The sequence below is a fragment of the Bradyrhizobium sp. Kon56 genome (assembly GCF_055807635.1).
Genome location: NZ_JBVVOU010000004.1, coordinates 356,889 through 371,056 on the forward strand (window position 1 = coordinate 356,889; position 14,168 = coordinate 371,056).

At 65.7% G+C, this 14,168-nt stretch carries 16 protein-coding genes; 7 read left to right on the top strand and 9 right to left on the bottom strand.

The features are described 5' to 3' along the window. Positions 1-69: 69 nt before the first annotated feature. The 3 genes from AC0L3B_RS09420 to AC0L3B_RS09430 all read right to left on the bottom strand — a co-directional run bounded on the left by AC0L3B_RS09420 (position 70) and on the right by AC0L3B_RS09430 (position 4,129). Entirely contained in the window at positions 70-2,118 is a 2,049-nt protein-coding gene (locus AC0L3B_RS09420; protein ID WP_473380319.1) for an elongation factor G, read from the bottom strand. 168 nt (positions 2,119-2,286) lie between these two features. Further along, on the bottom strand, positions 2,287-2,766 hold the full coding sequence (locus AC0L3B_RS09425) for a DUF992 domain-containing protein (RefSeq protein ID WP_027565351.1): 480 nt from the start codon (positions 2,764-2,766) through the stop codon (positions 2,287-2,289). A gap of 160 nt (positions 2,767-2,926) precedes the next feature. Then, positions 2,927-4,129 carry a pyridoxal phosphate-dependent aminotransferase gene (locus AC0L3B_RS09430; RefSeq protein WP_007596745.1) on the bottom strand — a complete coding sequence of 401 codons (1,203 nt, stop codon included), beginning with the start codon at positions 4,127-4,129 and terminating at the stop codon, positions 2,927-2,929. A gap of 635 nt (positions 4,130-4,764) precedes the next feature. On the opposite strand from AC0L3B_RS09430, the gene AC0L3B_RS09435 reads away from it, so the two are divergent. From AC0L3B_RS09435 to AC0L3B_RS09460, 6 genes are all read left to right on the top strand, one after another. Next, positions 4,765-5,415, top strand: coding sequence for a glutathione S-transferase family protein (locus AC0L3B_RS09435; protein WP_018453545.1), 651 nt, complete (start codon positions 4,765-4,767; stop codon positions 5,413-5,415). A gap of 155 nt (positions 5,416-5,570) precedes the next feature. Continuing rightward, on the top strand, positions 5,571-5,747 hold the full coding sequence (locus AC0L3B_RS09440) for a hypothetical protein (RefSeq protein ID WP_007614766.1): 177 nt from the start codon (positions 5,571-5,573) through the stop codon (positions 5,745-5,747). 37 nt (positions 5,748-5,784) lie between these two features. Further along, positions 5,785-5,979 carry a hypothetical protein gene (locus AC0L3B_RS09445; RefSeq protein WP_018453544.1) on the top strand — a complete coding sequence of 65 codons (195 nt, stop codon included), beginning with the start codon at positions 5,785-5,787 and terminating at the stop codon, positions 5,977-5,979. A 129-nt stretch (positions 5,980-6,108) separates the two neighbouring features. Next, positions 6,109-6,921 (top strand): PAS-domain containing protein, encoded by an 813-nt coding sequence (locus AC0L3B_RS09450; protein ID WP_085360574.1) that lies wholly within the window; start codon positions 6,109-6,111, stop codon positions 6,919-6,921. A gap of 66 nt (positions 6,922-6,987) precedes the next feature. Further along, complete coding sequence (locus AC0L3B_RS09455; RefSeq protein ID WP_085348803.1) at positions 6,988-7,443, top strand: GNAT family N-acetyltransferase; 456 nt, start codon at positions 6,988-6,990, stop codon at positions 7,441-7,443. A 274-nt stretch (positions 7,444-7,717) separates the two neighbouring features. Then, the gene (locus tag AC0L3B_RS09460) at positions 7,718-8,659 is read left to right on the top strand and encodes an aldo/keto reductase (protein WP_018453541.1); all 942 of its coding nucleotides are present in this window, start codon (positions 7,718-7,720) and stop codon (positions 8,657-8,659) included. 18 nt (positions 8,660-8,677) lie between these two features. Here AC0L3B_RS09460 and hmuQ read toward each other — a convergent pair whose 3' ends face one another. From hmuQ to AC0L3B_RS09475, 3 genes are all read right to left on the bottom strand, one after another. Next, positions 8,678-9,001 (bottom strand): heme-degrading protein HmuQ, encoded by a 324-nt coding sequence (gene hmuQ, locus AC0L3B_RS09465; RefSeq protein WP_007596764.1) that lies wholly within the window; start codon positions 8,999-9,001, stop codon positions 8,678-8,680. Between the two features lie 80 nt (positions 9,002-9,081). Beyond that, on the bottom strand, positions 9,082-10,299 hold the full coding sequence (locus AC0L3B_RS09470) for a DUF1501 domain-containing protein (protein WP_026232550.1): 1,218 nt from the start codon (positions 10,297-10,299) through the stop codon (positions 9,082-9,084). A 2-nt stretch (positions 10,300-10,301) separates the two neighbouring features. Then, on the bottom strand, positions 10,302-11,906 hold the full coding sequence (locus AC0L3B_RS09475; protein ID WP_473380320.1) for a DUF1800 domain-containing protein: 1,605 nt from the start codon (positions 11,904-11,906) through the stop codon (positions 10,302-10,304). Positions 11,907-12,020: 114 nt separating this feature from the next. Here AC0L3B_RS09475 and AC0L3B_RS09480 point away from each other — a divergent pair, with 114 nt between their 5' ends. Next, complete coding sequence (locus AC0L3B_RS09480; protein WP_083926324.1) at positions 12,021-12,212, top strand: cysteine-rich CWC family protein; 192 nt, start codon at positions 12,021-12,023, stop codon at positions 12,210-12,212. Positions 12,213-12,281: 69 nt separating this feature from the next. Here AC0L3B_RS09480 and AC0L3B_RS09485 read toward each other — a convergent pair whose 3' ends face one another. The 3 genes from AC0L3B_RS09485 to AC0L3B_RS09495 form a co-directional block, all read right to left on the bottom strand. Beyond that, positions 12,282-12,980: a glutathione S-transferase family protein gene (locus AC0L3B_RS09485; RefSeq protein WP_018453538.1), complete on the bottom strand. Its 699-nt coding sequence runs from the start codon at positions 12,978-12,980 to the stop codon at positions 12,282-12,284. A gap of 113 nt (positions 12,981-13,093) precedes the next feature. After that, positions 13,094-13,324, bottom strand: a complete 231-nt coding sequence (locus AC0L3B_RS09490) for a hypothetical protein (RefSeq protein ID WP_473380321.1) — start codon at positions 13,322-13,324, stop codon at positions 13,094-13,096. Next, positions 13,321-14,100: a TSUP family transporter gene (locus AC0L3B_RS09495; protein WP_368507074.1), complete on the bottom strand. Its 780-nt coding sequence runs from the start codon at positions 14,098-14,100 to the stop codon at positions 13,321-13,323. Before AC0L3B_RS09495 ends, AC0L3B_RS09490 begins: the two co-directional genes overlap by 4 nt. Positions 14,101-14,168: the final 68 nt, after the last annotated feature.

A 14,168-nucleotide genomic window follows, 5' to 3' on the forward strand; every position in this document is an offset into this window, starting at 1 on the left:
CACCCCTCTCCCCGTAAGAACGGCGAGAGGGAGTGAGACAGTGATGCGTCCCTTACTTCGGCAGACCGATCACGCCGCGTGCTGATGCGCTGCGATGATCTGGTCGGCGGCGCGCCCCGTGACTTCGGCCATGTGGTCGAACTGGCGGGTGAAGCTGCCGGCGCCTGCCGTGGCCGAGCGCAACTCAACGATCAATTCGCCGATCTCGGCTTCCGGCATCATGGCGCGGACGCAGTCCCATCCGCTCCAGCCGTCGCGGGTGTCAAAGCCGAGGATCTGGCCGCGCCGTGCCGACAGAATCGCATTGATCTTGGCGGTGGCGTCGGTCGGGCAGACGATCTCGACCACATGGATCGGCTCCAGCAGCACCGACTGGCATTGCGGCAGGCCCTCGGTGAGCCCGACCCGCGCCGCCGTGCGGAAGGCGAGGTCGGAGGAATCGACGCTATGATAGGAGCCGTCGGTCAGCGTCACCTGCAAATCGGTGACCGGGAAACCGAGCGGGCCGCGGGCGAGCCCGTCGATGACCCCCTCTTCCACCGCGCCGATGTAGTTGCGCGGGACCGCGCCGCCGACCACCTTCTCGGCGAACTTGAAGCCCTCGCCGCGCGGCAGCGGCCTGATGTCGAGCACGACATCGCCGAACTGGCCATGCCCGCCAGACTGTTTCTTGTGGCGGCCGCGCTGGACGATCGGCTTGCGGATGGTTTCCTGATAGCCGATCGCGGGGGGATGCGAAGCGACCTTGACGCCGAAACGATCGCGCAGCCGCTCGCTCGCGACGCGCAAGTGCATCTCGCCCTGACCCCACAGCACGGTGTCGTGGGTCTGCGCGTTCATCACGAAGACGAGCGAGGGGTCCTCCTCGTGCAGCCGCATCAGCGCCTGGCCGAGCTTGACGTCGTCCTTGCGGTCGGTGGCCGCAACCGAGATCGCGAGCACCGGCGGAGTGGGTTCTACGGCGGTTAGCGCTGCCGGCTGGATCTTGCCGCTCGAGACCGTGTCGCCGGTCTTGATCGGGTCGAGCTTGGCGAGCGCCACCGTATCGCCGGCTTCCGCCGCGGTACGCTTGGTGTCGTAGGCCCCGGTGACGGCGAGGATGCCGGAGATGCGGCTGGCCCCTCCGGAGGAGGCTTGCAGCGTGGCACCGTCGTCGAGATGGCCAGTGAGCATGCGCGTCAGCGACAGCTTGCCGCCGTGCTGCGAATGCAACGTCTTGAAGACGAAGCCGAGGGCGTCCCTCGTTTCGGGAACGCCGAGACGTTTTGCCGTTTCCGCGATACCGGGCGCCTCGTGGCGCAACGCTTTCATCAAACGCAGCACGCCGTTTTCGCGTGCGGCGGCGCCCAGCAGCACGGGGCAGATCAGCCCGTCGCGCAATTCGCGGGCGAGATCGTCGAACACGGCATCGCGCGGCGGCTGGATGTCCTCGAGCAGCTGCTCCATCAGCGCATCGTCGTGATCGGCGAGCTTCTCCAGCATCGAAAAGCGGGCCTCCTTCTCGCGATCGAGATCGCCGCCTTGGAGCGCGACCACTTCGGAGGCCTTGTGCTCGCGGTAAATGAACGCACGCTCCAGCGCGAGATCGACGAAGCCCTCGATCAGTTCGTCCTTCCAGATCGGGATCTGGCGCAGCACCAGCGGTACGCGCGAGGCGGGCTGGAGCATCTCGAGCGTCTCGCGGATGCGCTTGTTGGCGCGGTCGATCTTGTTGAGGAACAGGAAACGCGGGATCTCCAGCTCCTCCAGCTCGCGCAGGATGATCTGAAGCTGCGGCAGCTTCTTCTCGTCGGCTTCGCAGACCACGATTGCGGCATCGACCGCAGGCAGCGCGGCGCGCATGTCGTGGGCAAATTCGACGGAACCGGGACAATCGAGGAAGGTGTAGCTGTCGCCCATGAAACTCGTGGTGACGGCAGTCAGCCCGACGGTCATCTTGTGATGACGGGCCTCTGGCGTGGCGTCGCCGACGGAGGTTCCGGCATCGACGCTGCCGGCGCGCGGGATTGCGCCCGTTCGCGCCAGGATGGCTTCGAGAAGTGTGGTTTTACCGCTTTGGAAAGGGCCCACCAGCGCGATGCACCGTGGACCTCGGGGACTTCTGACGTCTTGTCCCATTCGCCGCCTCCTTGGTGTGGAGCTCGGCCCATGATTGGGTCGGCAAACGCTGATGCTCTGCCCGTCCCCGAGATTTGGCAAGCATCAAAAATCGCTGCGGTGCGTCGTCGGTATTTCCTCCTCTCCCGGAGAGAGGTTGAGGAGGAGCGCTTCGGCTGGCGCCGAGTCTCAACGTCCCGGGCGGAGTTCCAGGCTCTCGAGGCCGGCGGCGACGTTGAGGCCGACCTGGCCCTGCACGCTGAGCGGCTGGAGCGCGATCGAATTGTTGGAGCCGCCGACCAGCACGTTGCCGCCGAGACCGACACCGACCGAGGCGCTGCCCTGCGCACCGGCGTAGTTGCCGGCGAGGTCGCCCGGGCCGAGCCGGTTCACCGGCGCGAACACGCCCCACGCCAAAGCCGTCTCCTGTGTGATGCCGATATCCAGACCGACCTTGCGGATCGTCGCAACGTAACGGTCGTCCGGCAAACCATCGACGCGCAGCACGCAACCGAGATGGGTCACCGATCCCACGATGAAGCCCACGCTGGCGCCGCCGCGGCATTCGAGCACGCCCACCTGCACCATCCGCGATTGCGCGCTGGCGCCCGCAACGGAGGCGACGAGGCTCGCAACGGCAAGCCCGGCGAGGAGGAGTGAACGGCGCATGAATATCTCCGGCGATGAATGTGATGCGAGCATGGAGGCGCGGCACACGCCGCGCGATGGTCTATGCCACAACAGTTCCGGTGGCGCCAGATCGTGCAGACTTGAAAGAAAAAGGGCCCGCATTGCGCGGGCCCTTTGATGTCACTTCATGTCTGTGAGTTCAGCGCAGATTGCCGCAGAAGCGCTGGATGCGCTTGCAGGCGTCTTCGAGGTCCGAGGTCTTGGTCGCGTAGGAGATGCGGAACGCGGGGCCGAGGCCGAAGGCCGAACCCTGCACCACGGCGACGCCTTCGGTCTCCAGCAGTTCAGTGACGAACGTCTCGTCATTGTCGATCACCTTGCCCGACGGCGCGGTCTTGCCGATGGTGCCGGCGCAGGACGGATAGACGTAGAAGGCGCCCTCGGGCCGCGGGCACTCGATGCCCTTGGCCTGGTTCAGCATGGAGACGACGAGATCGCGGCGCTCCTTGAAGACCTTGTTGTTGGCGGGGATGAAGTCCTGCGGACCGTTCAGCGCCTCAACCGCGGCCCATTGCGCGATCGACGACGGGTTCGAGGTCGACTGCGACTGGATCGTCGACATCGCCTTGATGAGCTGCGCCGGACCGCCGGCATAGCCGATGCGCCAGCCGGTCATGCAATAGGCCTTCGACACGCCGTTCACGGTGAGCGTGCGGTCGTAGAGTTTCGGCTCGACCTGCGCGACCGTGGTGAACTGGAAGTCGTCATAGACGAGGTGCTCGTACATGTCGTCGGTCATCACCCACACATGCGGATGCTTGACCAGCACGTCGGTGAGCGCCTTCAGCTCGGTTCTGGTGTAGGCAGCTCCCGTCGGGTTCGACGGCGAGCACAGGATCACCCATTTGGTCTTCGGCGTGATCGCGCGCTCGAGCGCCTCGGCCTGGAGCTTGAAGCCGGTCGCGGCGGTGCAGACCACCGGCACCGGCTCGCCGCCGGCGAGCGCCACCATCTCGGGATAGCTGACCCAGTACGGCGCGGGGATGATCACCTCGTCGCCCGGATTGATGGTTGCCATCAGCGCGTTGTAGAGCACCTGCTTGCCGCCGGTGCCGACGATGATCTGGTTCGCCTTGTAGACGACGCCGTTCTCGCGCTGAAACTTGGCGATAATGGCTTCCTTCAACTCGGGAATGCCGTCGACCGCGGTGTACTTGGTCTTACCGGCTTCGATGGCGTGGATCGCGGCCAGCTTGATGTTCGCGGGCGTGTCGAAGTCGGGCTCGCCGGCGCCGAGACCGATGACGTTGCGGCCCGCCGCTTTCAGCGCACGTGCTTTATCCGTGACCGCGATGGTCGCGGACGGCTTCACACGGTCGAGCGCAGCGGCAAGGAAGGACATCGTCATCTCCTGACAAGCGTCGTGAACCCTTTGGCTTCACGACTCCGATTGTGGGAATGAACCACCCTAAAACGAGTGCCGTTGCACCGCAAGAAACTTCGGTCCGATCCCGCAAAAGTTTACGTGTCTGGCGTTTCGAGCCGCGATTTCCCGCAATATTCCGTAACTTTGCCGCGCAAACCCCTCATATCCGACAACGCGTGTCCTCGGAGCAATTTTGCGGCCTTCGCGGGCTATGAAACGAGAACGTCGTCATGCCCGGGCCTGTCTCGCCTGCGCGGCCGAAGCCGCTTCGGCGAGGCGAAGGCCCGGGGCATCCACGTTCTTCGTGCCGTGTGCAGCGCGTAGATGGCCGGGACAAGCCGGGCCATGACGATGCGGAAGCTTCAGTGCCCAAAACGCGACCGCGGTGCTCGCACACGATCGCGTCGAGCAACGCACTTGCGCGTTGACGCAAGCGTGAACTGAGTTGGATGGTCGCACGGAAATGATCTTCCGCCGCATTGCAATGCGGTAGGGTTTTCGAGTTTTTCTATTGGCCGGGTCTTGCGGCGGATTCGCATCGGCATCATTGTTTAGCCGCGTTGCGGGGCAACAAGCGCCGCGCCCTCCCGTCGTCCGGAATCATCCCCAGAATGTACAAGCTCTATTCGATGCAGCGCTCGGGCAACAGCTACAAGGTCCGCCTTGCGCTGGCGCTGCTGAACTTGCCTTACGAAGCGGTCGAGGTGGACATTCTGCGCGGCGAGAGCCGCACCCCGGACTTCCTGGCCAAGAACCCATCCGGCCAGGTGCCGCTGCTCGAGGTCGGCGACGACCGCTATCTCGCCGAGTCCAACGCCATTCTCTGGTACGTCGCCGTCGGCACGCCGCTCGCGCCGGAGAACCGCATCGATCGCGCCGACGCGCTACAATGGATGTTCTTCGAGCAGCACGCGCTGGAGCCGAACATCGGCGCGGCCTATTTCTGGCTGTCGCTGGTGAGGGGCGGCCGCGACCTCCAGACTCATTCGCTGGAGGACTGGATGGAGCGCGGCTATGGCGCGCTCCAGGTGATGGAGAATCATCTCAGGACCAACGCCTATTTCGCCGCCCGCCAGCTCACGGTCGCCGACATCGCGCTGTACGGCTATACCCACCTCGCCGACCGCTGCGACTTCGACCTCTCGACCTTCCCGGCGATCCGGGACTGGCTGAAGCGCGTGGAAGCGGCCCCCGGCTACGTCGCAATGGACTGGCGGCCGGCCGACATCGAGGACCCCGCCAGCATCGCTGCTGGTGCCTGAGGGGCGATCACGCTCTGGCAAATAGCGGGCATAAAGGTCACCATTGCCGCAATCTCGCCATTTTCGCTCGATTGGCCGCCGCAATATTGCCGATTGCAACAGTGAAATTGTTCGATGTCGCGGGTGATTCGCTCGCGCGTTGAAGGATTTAGACCATGATTCGGGCGTCCGGCACGGCAGGCTTTCAGGGCCCACCCGCTACCGTTTCGTCTTCCCGGCTGACCAACGCGGTCGCGGCCTCGCTCGCCGTCGCCGCGCTCTCGCTGTGCCTGATCGTCACCCTGACGGTGCTGTCGACCAAGGCGACCATGGCGATGGGTCTGCCGGTCTGATTCCCGCTTCATCCTGGACCCGCCTTCAAGGCGCCGCATGGCCCGCGCCGACCGGCATCGCGACAGGACGTCGATGAAATCACCTGTGGTCATCGTTGCAATCACCCTGACCGCGGCCATCCTGGTCGCGGCATCGCTGTTGATCTTCGTCGGCACGCGCAAGGGCCAGGGGACATCGAAGCTGAATGCGCCCGCGCTGCAACAACGTCTCAAGCACGCGCACTTGGTCTAAAATCATCCGAAAGCTTTGCGCGAGACCCAAAGCGCACCTTAAGCACACCGCGCGAAACCGCATCGCAATGGCGCAATCTTCGGTCAGTGTTGCCGCCTTACCTCGTTCACGAAGGAGCGAGACAGGCCCATGCGGTTGGGATGGCGTGCGATCTCCGGTCCGGCGCTGACCGCAGCGACTTTGCTGCTGACGATGTTTTTCGATCGCTTCGTCCCCGCTTCCTCCCCCGCGCCGCTGCTCGTCTGCATCGTGGCGCTCGCCGGCGCGCTCTCGGGTCCCGCTTCCGCCGTCGCCAGCGCAGCCATCGCCGTCATCGGCGCGGCACTGCTGCTCCTGAGCCGGCACGGCGTTGCAGGCCTTACCACGGCGGATATGATCCAGCTCGGCCTCCTGGCCGCGACGGCCGCGGGCACCGCAGGCATCACCGGCCTGATGCGCCAGCGGCTGCTCGGCACGTTTGCCGCCGAGCGTCGGAGTCACGCCATCGCCGCGCGGCTGTCGGCCGCGCTCGACCAGGTCGACATCGGCATCGTGCTGCTCGACGCCGAGACGCGCGCCGAATTCATCAACCGCGCGTTCCGCGATTATTTTGCGGTGCCGGACGACATCGCCGACGGCAAGCCGCCGTTCGTCGCGCTGATGTATCACGGCCGCGACACCGGCGCGTTCGAATTGCCCGAGGACGAACTCGGCACCTTCATCGCTCAGCGCATGGAGATGGTCCGGATCGGCGATGCCACGCCGATCAACATCGCCTTGCGCAATGGCGAGGTGTTGCGCTTCGTCTGTGCCGCGCTGCCCGACGGCGGCCGCATGCTGAGCTACACGCCGGTGACCGACCTCGTGCGCCACACCGATGCGCCGTCCCGCGCCGACTACTACCGCTCGCTGCGCGATCCCGCAGGCCGCAAGCTGATCCGGTATCTGCGCGTCGCGGAGTGATGCGCGATTGATCAGCACGTCCATCATCACGTATGAATGACGCCTCATCGATCGCGGGAATTTCATATGTCGCTCACCATTCGCCCCGTCACCAGGCAGGACTACGATCAATGGCTGCCGCTGTGGGACGGCTACAACGCCTTCTACGGCCGCTCCGGTCCGACCGCGCTCTCGCCCGAAATCACGCGCGTGACATGGCAGCGCTTTTTCGATGCCTATGAGCCGGTGCACGGATTGGTCGCCGAGAGTGACGGCCGCCTGCTCGGGATGACGAATTACCTGTTTCACCGCAGCACCACCGCGATCGAGCCGTCCTGCTATCTGCAGGATCTGTTCACGACCGAGGCCGCGCGCGGCAAGGGCGTCGGCTCGGCGCTGATCCACGGCGTCTACGAGCGCGCAAAGCTCGTGGGATCGCCGCGCGTGTACTGGCAGACGCACGAGACCAACGTGACGGCGCAGCGCCTGTACGACAAGGTCGCCGAGCGTTCCGGGTTCATCGTCTATCGCAAGATCTTCTGATCCTCGCGATCGCGCCGCCTGTGGATAACTCTGTCTGTCACCTGCGCGTAACATAGCGGGACTAGGCTGCAGCTGCGTCTGGTCAGCCCCCCGTCACCGATCAAGCGCCCCAAAGCGGTCCCCGTCAGTCGCCGCGTCTGACAGGGGCCGCATTTTTTTGTCGGCAGTCCTTGTCGGCAGCCTTGTCAGCATGGCAGCAACGCGGCGCACGGCTTGCTGCGGCGGGGCACCGCGGTCACAATGCGCCCCTGCCCATCTCCGACGGGGATCTCCCATGGAAATTCGCAATCTCGGCGCCTCCGGCCTGCGCGTGTCTGCGGTCGGGCTTGGCTGCAACAATTTCGGCCAGCGCACGGACCTGGAGACCTCGCGCAAGGTGATCCACGGCGCGCTCGATCTCGGCATCACGCTGTTCGACACCGCCGACATCTATGCCGGCATGGGCGGTTCGGAAACGGTGCTCGGCACCGTGCTCGGCGACCGCCGCAAGGAGATCGTGCTCGCCACCAAATTCTCCAAGCCGATGGCGGCCGACGGAACCAAGCAGGGCGCTTCGCGCCGCTACATCATGAACGCAGTCGAGGCGAGCCTGACGCGGCTCAAGACCGACTACATCGATCTCTATCAGCAGCACGATTACGACCCGCTGACTCCGATGGAGGAGACGCTGCGCGCGCTCGACGATCTCGTCCGTCAAGGCAAGGTGCGCTACATCGGCAATTCCAATTTTCCGGCCTGGCGCCTGGCGGAGGCCGAGTTCACCGCGCGCGCGATGAATGTCAGCCGCTTCGTCTCTTGCCAGGACGAATACAGCCTGCTGGTGCGCGACATCGAAAAGGATCTGCTGCCGGCGGCACAAGAGTACAAGCTCGGCCTGCTGCCGTTCTTCCCGCTCGCAAGCGGGCTGCTCACCGGCAAGTACCAGCGCGGCGCGGCCGCCCCGACCGATACGCGCTTCGGCAAGGTACCGGCATTACGCGACCGCTATGTCACGCCGCGCAACGAGGACATCGTCGAGAAGCTCACGGCATTTGCGAAAGCGCGCGGGCACAGCATGCTCGAGCTCGCCTTCTCCTGGCTCGCCGCGCGCCCGCAAGTGTCGAGCGTGATTGCCGGCGCCACCCGCGTCGCGCAGGTCGAGGAGAACGTGAAGGCGATTGCGTGGAAACTCGGTGCGGAGGAGATGGCGGAGATCGACAAGATCACGCTGGGCTGATCTTTGCGGCGGCGCGCGCTACTTGGCGCCGCGCCCCACCGTCTGCATCACCTCGAAGCCCTCGAACTGGGGATGGCCGAGATAGGTCGGCTTGGTGTCGCCGGCCCGCGCGTGCGCGGCACGAAAGGCATCCGATTTGGTCCAGGCCTCGAACGCCGCATGGTTCGCCCACACCGTGTGCGAGGCGTACAGCGTGTGATCCTCGAGCTCGGGGCCACGCAGCAGATGAAACTCGACGAAGCCTGGCACCTTGTCCAAATGAGTATCGCGCGAAAGCCAGACCTGTTCGAAAGCAGCCTCGGAGCCCTTGGCGACGCGGAAGCGGTTCATGGCGATGTACATGGGTGATGGTCTCCTGACGTTCGGCCGATCATGTCGTCATTCCGGGACGCGCCGCAAGGTGCGGGCCCCGGAATCGTAGGTTAAGCAACCAACCCCTTCATCGGACGTGCGCTTGCGCTATCTGGAAACACCGTCTCGGCCAGCACGCGATCCGACAGGCCGAACTGGCCCTGCAGCACGCCCTTGATCACGGAGCGCAGATCGGTGGTGGGCTTGAGGTCGCGGGCCTCGAAAAGGTTGGCGGGCTTGAGGCCGGGCCAGTCGGCGATGACGCGGCCGCCCTTCACCGCGCCGCCGGCGAGCAGCGCGATCGTTCCCGTGCCGTGATCGGTGCCGTCTGTGCCGTTGATGCGCGCGGTGCGGCCGAATTCGGTGGCGACCACGACGACGGTGTCGCGCCAGCGTTCCCCTAAGCCGCTTTCGAACTCGGCGAGCGCACCGTCGAGCCCGCCGAGCAGGAATGCGAGGCGACCGACAGGGCCGCCTTCATTGGCGTGCGTGTCCCAGCCATCGAACGCGAGCGCCGCGATGCGCGGGCCGTCGTCCGACGCCATCAGTTTTGCGGCGCCGCGCGCGACCTGCCGCATCTGCGCGACCGCGTTGCCCGGCTTCGGCTTCATGTCGTCGCCGCTCGCGGCCTTTTCCAGCGCAAGGCCCTGCGACAGCACAGCCGCCAGCGCGGGATCGCGGTGACGATAGAGCTCGACCAGACGCATTGCGGTGTCGTCATCGGCTTGCGGCAGCGCCACCGGCGCCCAGCCGACGGTCGGCGCATTGCCGCGCAGCACCAGCGGCGTGGTCGGGCCGACGGCAAGAGCACTCGACACCCGCTCGCCGCGCGGCAGCGCTTCCAGCGCGCGGTTGAGCCAACCGGATTGCACGCGCCCCGGGCCGGCATAGCCGCTTTCGAGCACGTCCTGGCCGTCGAAATGCGAGCGGTCGCGATAGGGCGTCGCGACCGCGTGGATCACCGCGGCGTGCCTGTCGCGATACATGCGTGCGAACTCAGGCATCGCCGGATGCAGCGCAAAGAAAGTATCGAGCATGATCGCGGGATGCGCACCGTCCGCCGTGAGCGCGATCGCCCCGTGCAGGCCGGCATAATCGGGATCGCCGACGGGCGCGACGGTCGAAAGCCCATCAAGCGCGCCGCGCAGGATCACCACGATCAGGCGAGGATCGCGGCCATCCGCGGCGCGCGCGAATTTCGGCAAGTAAGCCCAGGCCGCGAACGAGGCGCCGCCAAGCAGGAGGCCGCGCCGCGAGGTGAGGAGCCGGTTCTCGACGCAGTCGATCATCATCATCTCCTCTGCATTTCGGGCGACATCAACAGCAGCGCCAGCGCCTGCTGCCGCGACTCCGCGCGCTCGATGGTCCGCCGCGTTTCGATCGAGGCCGCATCCGCGGCGGCAAATTCCAACAAATCGAGCGGGTCGATGTTGGGCCCAAGCCGCGCGCCCATTTGCGCGGCAATGTCGAGCCGGAGCTTGATGCCTTCCGGCGCAGCCCAGGCGGCGCTGGTGTCGGCGAAACCATTCGGGCCGGCCGGCGACCACAGCGGCTGGCCCAGCAGATTGAGGTTGTTGAGATAGGCGCCGGGATCCTCCGGCACGCGCGCGAGCAGCCGGCCGCTCGCGACCAGGAAATCATAAGGGCTGCGCATCTTGGTCAGTGGCGCCTTCCACGCCTCGTCGGAATCGACCAGTGCGGTTGCCAGCGCTTTGAGATCCCCGTCGGTCTTGATGAAGACATCGCGCAGTCGCGCCACCAGCGCCGGCGGCGGATCGTCGGCGACGAAGTGGCGGACGAATTTGGTGGCGATGAAGCTCGCGGTCGAGGGATGGCGTGCGATGTCCGCGAGGGCGGCTTCGCCTTGCGCAAGGCCGGTCGGCTCGTAGGTCTTGCCGAGCAGCATTTGCGGCCCGGGCTGGTGCGCATTGACGTTGAACACGAACGAACCGGGCGCTCCCAGCTGTCCCTGCCGGCCAGCAAAGGTCCAGCCGGTGATGATGCGCGCGAGCGAGGTGACGTCGTCCTGCGTATAGCCGCCGCCGACGCCGAGCGTATGCAGCTCCATGATCTCGCGCGCGAGATTTTCGTTCAGCCCGCGCTTGCGGTTCTGGCCCGCGCGCGAGTCCGGTCCGAGCGATTGCTGGTTGTCGAGGAAGAACAGCATCGCCGGATGCTGCTCCACCGCTTTCAGCATGTCGGCGAAACGTCCGAGCACATGCGGCCTGATCGCCTCGCGCTCGAACGCACCGGCCCAGATCCGCGCCAGCTCGCCCTTGCTGGCGGAGATGCAGAAATGGTTGGACCAGAACACGACCAGCCGTTCGGTGAAGCCGCACTCGACCAGCGTCGCGCGCTGCAACCGCGCCAGTGCCTCGGCGCGAAAGGTTTTTTGGATGACGTTGAGCGGCTGCGGGGCGGGTTTTGCGGCAGGCGGCGCGGCCGCGTTGGGCTGCATAGTGTCCGGCTTGGCCATATTGTCCGCCGGCTTGTTGTCAGCCGGCTTGTTGTCAGCCGGCTTATTGTTACCGGGCTTGGCCTCGGCCATCTGGCCGGCGATCTCGGTTGCCACGGCGTTCAGCGAGAGATTGCGGCGCGGTCCGGGCCTCTGATCGGCCGGCGCTTGCAACGGCGCTTCAGTCGGCGCGCCGGCCTTCGCGGCGGCCTCGCGCGCCTGATTGACCTGATCCTGATAGGCGAACACGGCCTGCCCGAGCTGCGGCGCGGATTGCAGGCCCGGCGCCTCCAGCAGCACACCGTTGGGACGAGTGAGTTCCGCCTTCACAAAGCCGCGAGGATCGGAGGCCGCGTTGATGAGATCGCCGGATGCGCCGCCGCGGGCGCCGAAGCCGAAACGGTTGAGCGCGACGAGCGCGGCTTGCGAATCGCGGGCCATCGATATGTCCTTCGCGCGCTGCCAACCGCTTTCCCGATACGTGCGCGAGGCCTAATATACCGCAGCGGGAGATGAACCCGGCATGAAAACGACAGCCCGGCTTTTGCGCAAATCATGACAAATCGGCAAGACATTCCGGCGCAGCAACCCCGCCGCCTCGCCTGCTCTCGTTGCGGCGCCGAGTTCGGCTGCGACCTCTCCGGCACCTGCTGGTGCGCGGAAGAAACGGCGCGGCTGCCGATGCCGGTCAAGGGCGAGGATTGCTTGTGCCGGGCGTGCTTGCGTGCGGCGGCGGAGGCAACATAACCCTCCGCGTCCGCGGTATGGGTCCTAGCTTTCGCCAGGACGACGTTGAGGAGAGACGGCTCGCGACAACTACACTGGATGCCCCGGGGACTTCCGTGCCATGCCGTCGAACGCATCCAGCAGCTTTTCGCGCCAGGCGTAAACCGGGTCGTCCGCTTCCAGCAGCTTGAAAGGGCTCGTCGCGCGCGCCCACTGAAAACCGCCGAACACGATGTAGTCGGCATAGTTCGGTGCGGCGCCGCCGATGAAGGGCTGCTTCTTGAGGGTCTGCCGCATCACCTCGAGCGATTTGCGGAAGGCGACCACGCCGGCATCGCGGCTGGCCATGATCTCTTCCAGCCTCTTGCCGCCGAAACGGGCCTCGCGCGACTGGCGGAAATAGGCGGCGTCGACCTCGTCCAGATTGTTCGGAATGTCGGCGATGATCAATGGAAAGATGCCGCCGACGATGGCGATGTCGCCCCAGACATTGAGCATGCGTGCCATGGCGCGCCCGCCCTCGCCGCCAAACAGCGACGGACGATCCGGAAACTTGTCTTCGAGATAGATCGCGATCGTCCAGGAATCGACCACCGGCTGGTCGTGATGCAGCAGCACCGGAACCTTCTCCGAGCCATGTGGCGCGATCGCGCTCTTCTCGGTGAAGCGCCAGGGCAACGTTTCCGCCGAAAGGCCCTTGTGCGCCAGCGCCATTCGCGTGCGCCAGCAGAACGGGCTGAACGGTCGCGAGGCGTCTGTGCCGACGAGTTCGAAGAGTTTGAGCGACATGAAAGGGTCTCCCGGTATTCCGTCATTGCACGCGAAGCGAAGCAATCCAGGACTGCCGCCGCGGAAGCATTCTGGATTGCTTCGCTTGCGCTCGCAACGACGGATGTGGAGAGCTAGCGCCCGTTCGTGCGCAGCAGCCTCTCGCCGTGCTCCGTCACCGCGATCACCAGCCCCATTCCGGGCAGCGTCTCGCGCGCGACATAGCCGCGGTCGGCGGCGTCTTCCCAGATGGTGAGGCGCGGGCACGACGTCTTCCAGGTCGCGATCACCTCGGCATAGGCGCGGGGCTCGCGCGCAACCCACTCGACGAAGTCCAGCACCAGCGGGTCGGCAGTCTCGCTCATTGCAAACCTCCCTTGTCGAAGGCTGCCAGCACCGGCGTGCGGACCAGCAGCCAGCTGCCATAGGCGATATAGTAGCAGGCGATGGTGGTGATCAGATTCATCGACCAGGCCACGAATTGCTGGTCGGTCATGGCTTCGAGGATGCGCCGCGCCAGCGTGGTGCCGAGCATGGATGCTGCGATCGCGACGGCCGCGAGCACGGGATCGAGCGTCGCCGCCTGGTCGATCACGCCGCCGAAATAGATCAGCTTGCTGAAATGGCTGACGAGCTGGCACATCGCCTTGGTCGCCACCTTCTCGCGCCGGCCGAAATCGCCGCCGAGGAAGAAGGTGTCGAGCAGCGGCCCCGACACGCCGGTCATCAGCATGAGGCCCATGCAGATCGTGCCATAGACGGTGCCCTGCCAGAGACGGTCGGGATCCGGCTTGATGTTGGCGGGCAGCAGCCGCGCCATGAACGGCGTGATCCCGAGCAGCAGCAGCGCGACCGGCTTGTCCGGTACGTAGCGCGTGAGCGACCACGCCGCGAGCGCGACGGCCGCGCCGACCATATAGTTCGCGACCGGGCGCCAGCGGATATGCGTCCGCCAGAGAAAGGCGCGCCAGCCGTTGGAGGCCATCTGCGTGATCGCATGCAGCACCATCGCGGTCGGCAGCGGCATCAAGGCCAGCAGCACGCCGATCAGGATCAGCCCGCCCGCCATGCCGAACAGCCCCGACAGGAACGCGGTGCCGACCATCAGCAATCCAAGGGCAGCGATCATGATGGGCGTCACGTAAAAATCTCCCGGCCTTCTCCCCGCTCGCGGCGCGAAGCGAAGGAAACGTGCCCCGCTTGCCCCGT

Bases quoted from the DNA above. Each gene is read 5' to 3' on its own strand.
- AC0L3B_RS09420 (WP_473380319.1), bottom strand. From the start codon at position 2,118: ATGGGACAAGACGTCAGAAGTCCCCGAGGTCCACGGTGCATCGCGCTG.
- AC0L3B_RS09425 (WP_027565351.1), bottom strand. From the start codon at position 2,766: ATGCGCCGTTCACTCCTCCTCGCCGGGCTTGCCGTTGCGAGCCTCGTC.
- AC0L3B_RS09430 (WP_007596745.1), bottom strand. From the start codon at position 4,129: ATGTCCTTCCTTGCCGCTGCGCTCGACCGTGTGAAGCCGTCCGCGACC.
- AC0L3B_RS09435 (WP_018453545.1), top strand. From the start codon at position 4,765: ATGTACAAGCTCTATTCGATGCAGCGCTCGGGCAACAGCTACAAGGTC.
- AC0L3B_RS09440 (WP_007614766.1), top strand. From the start codon at position 5,571: ATGATTCGGGCGTCCGGCACGGCAGGCTTTCAGGGCCCACCCGCTACC.
- AC0L3B_RS09445 (WP_018453544.1), top strand. From the start codon at position 5,785: ATGGCCCGCGCCGACCGGCATCGCGACAGGACGTCGATGAAATCACCT.
- AC0L3B_RS09450 (WP_085360574.1), top strand. From the start codon at position 6,109: ATGCGGTTGGGATGGCGTGCGATCTCCGGTCCGGCGCTGACCGCAGCG.
- AC0L3B_RS09455 (WP_085348803.1), top strand. From the start codon at position 6,988: ATGTCGCTCACCATTCGCCCCGTCACCAGGCAGGACTACGATCAATGG.
- AC0L3B_RS09460 (WP_018453541.1), top strand. From the start codon at position 7,718: ATGGAAATTCGCAATCTCGGCGCCTCCGGCCTGCGCGTGTCTGCGGTC.
- hmuQ (WP_007596764.1), bottom strand. From the start codon at position 9,001: ATGTACATCGCCATGAACCGCTTCCGCGTCGCCAAGGGCTCCGAGGCT.
- AC0L3B_RS09470 (WP_026232550.1), bottom strand. From the start codon at position 10,299: ATGATCGACTGCGTCGAGAACCGGCTCCTCACCTCGCGGCGCGGCCTC.
- AC0L3B_RS09475 (WP_473380320.1), bottom strand. From the start codon at position 11,906: ATGGCCCGCGATTCGCAAGCCGCGCTCGTCGCGCTCAACCGTTTCGGC.
- AC0L3B_RS09480 (WP_083926324.1), top strand. From the start codon at position 12,021: ATGACAAATCGGCAAGACATTCCGGCGCAGCAACCCCGCCGCCTCGCC.
- AC0L3B_RS09485 (WP_018453538.1), bottom strand. From the start codon at position 12,980: ATGTCGCTCAAACTCTTCGAACTCGTCGGCACAGACGCCTCGCGACCG.
- AC0L3B_RS09490 (WP_473380321.1), bottom strand. From the start codon at position 13,324: ATGAGCGAGACTGCCGACCCGCTGGTGCTGGACTTCGTCGAGTGGGTT.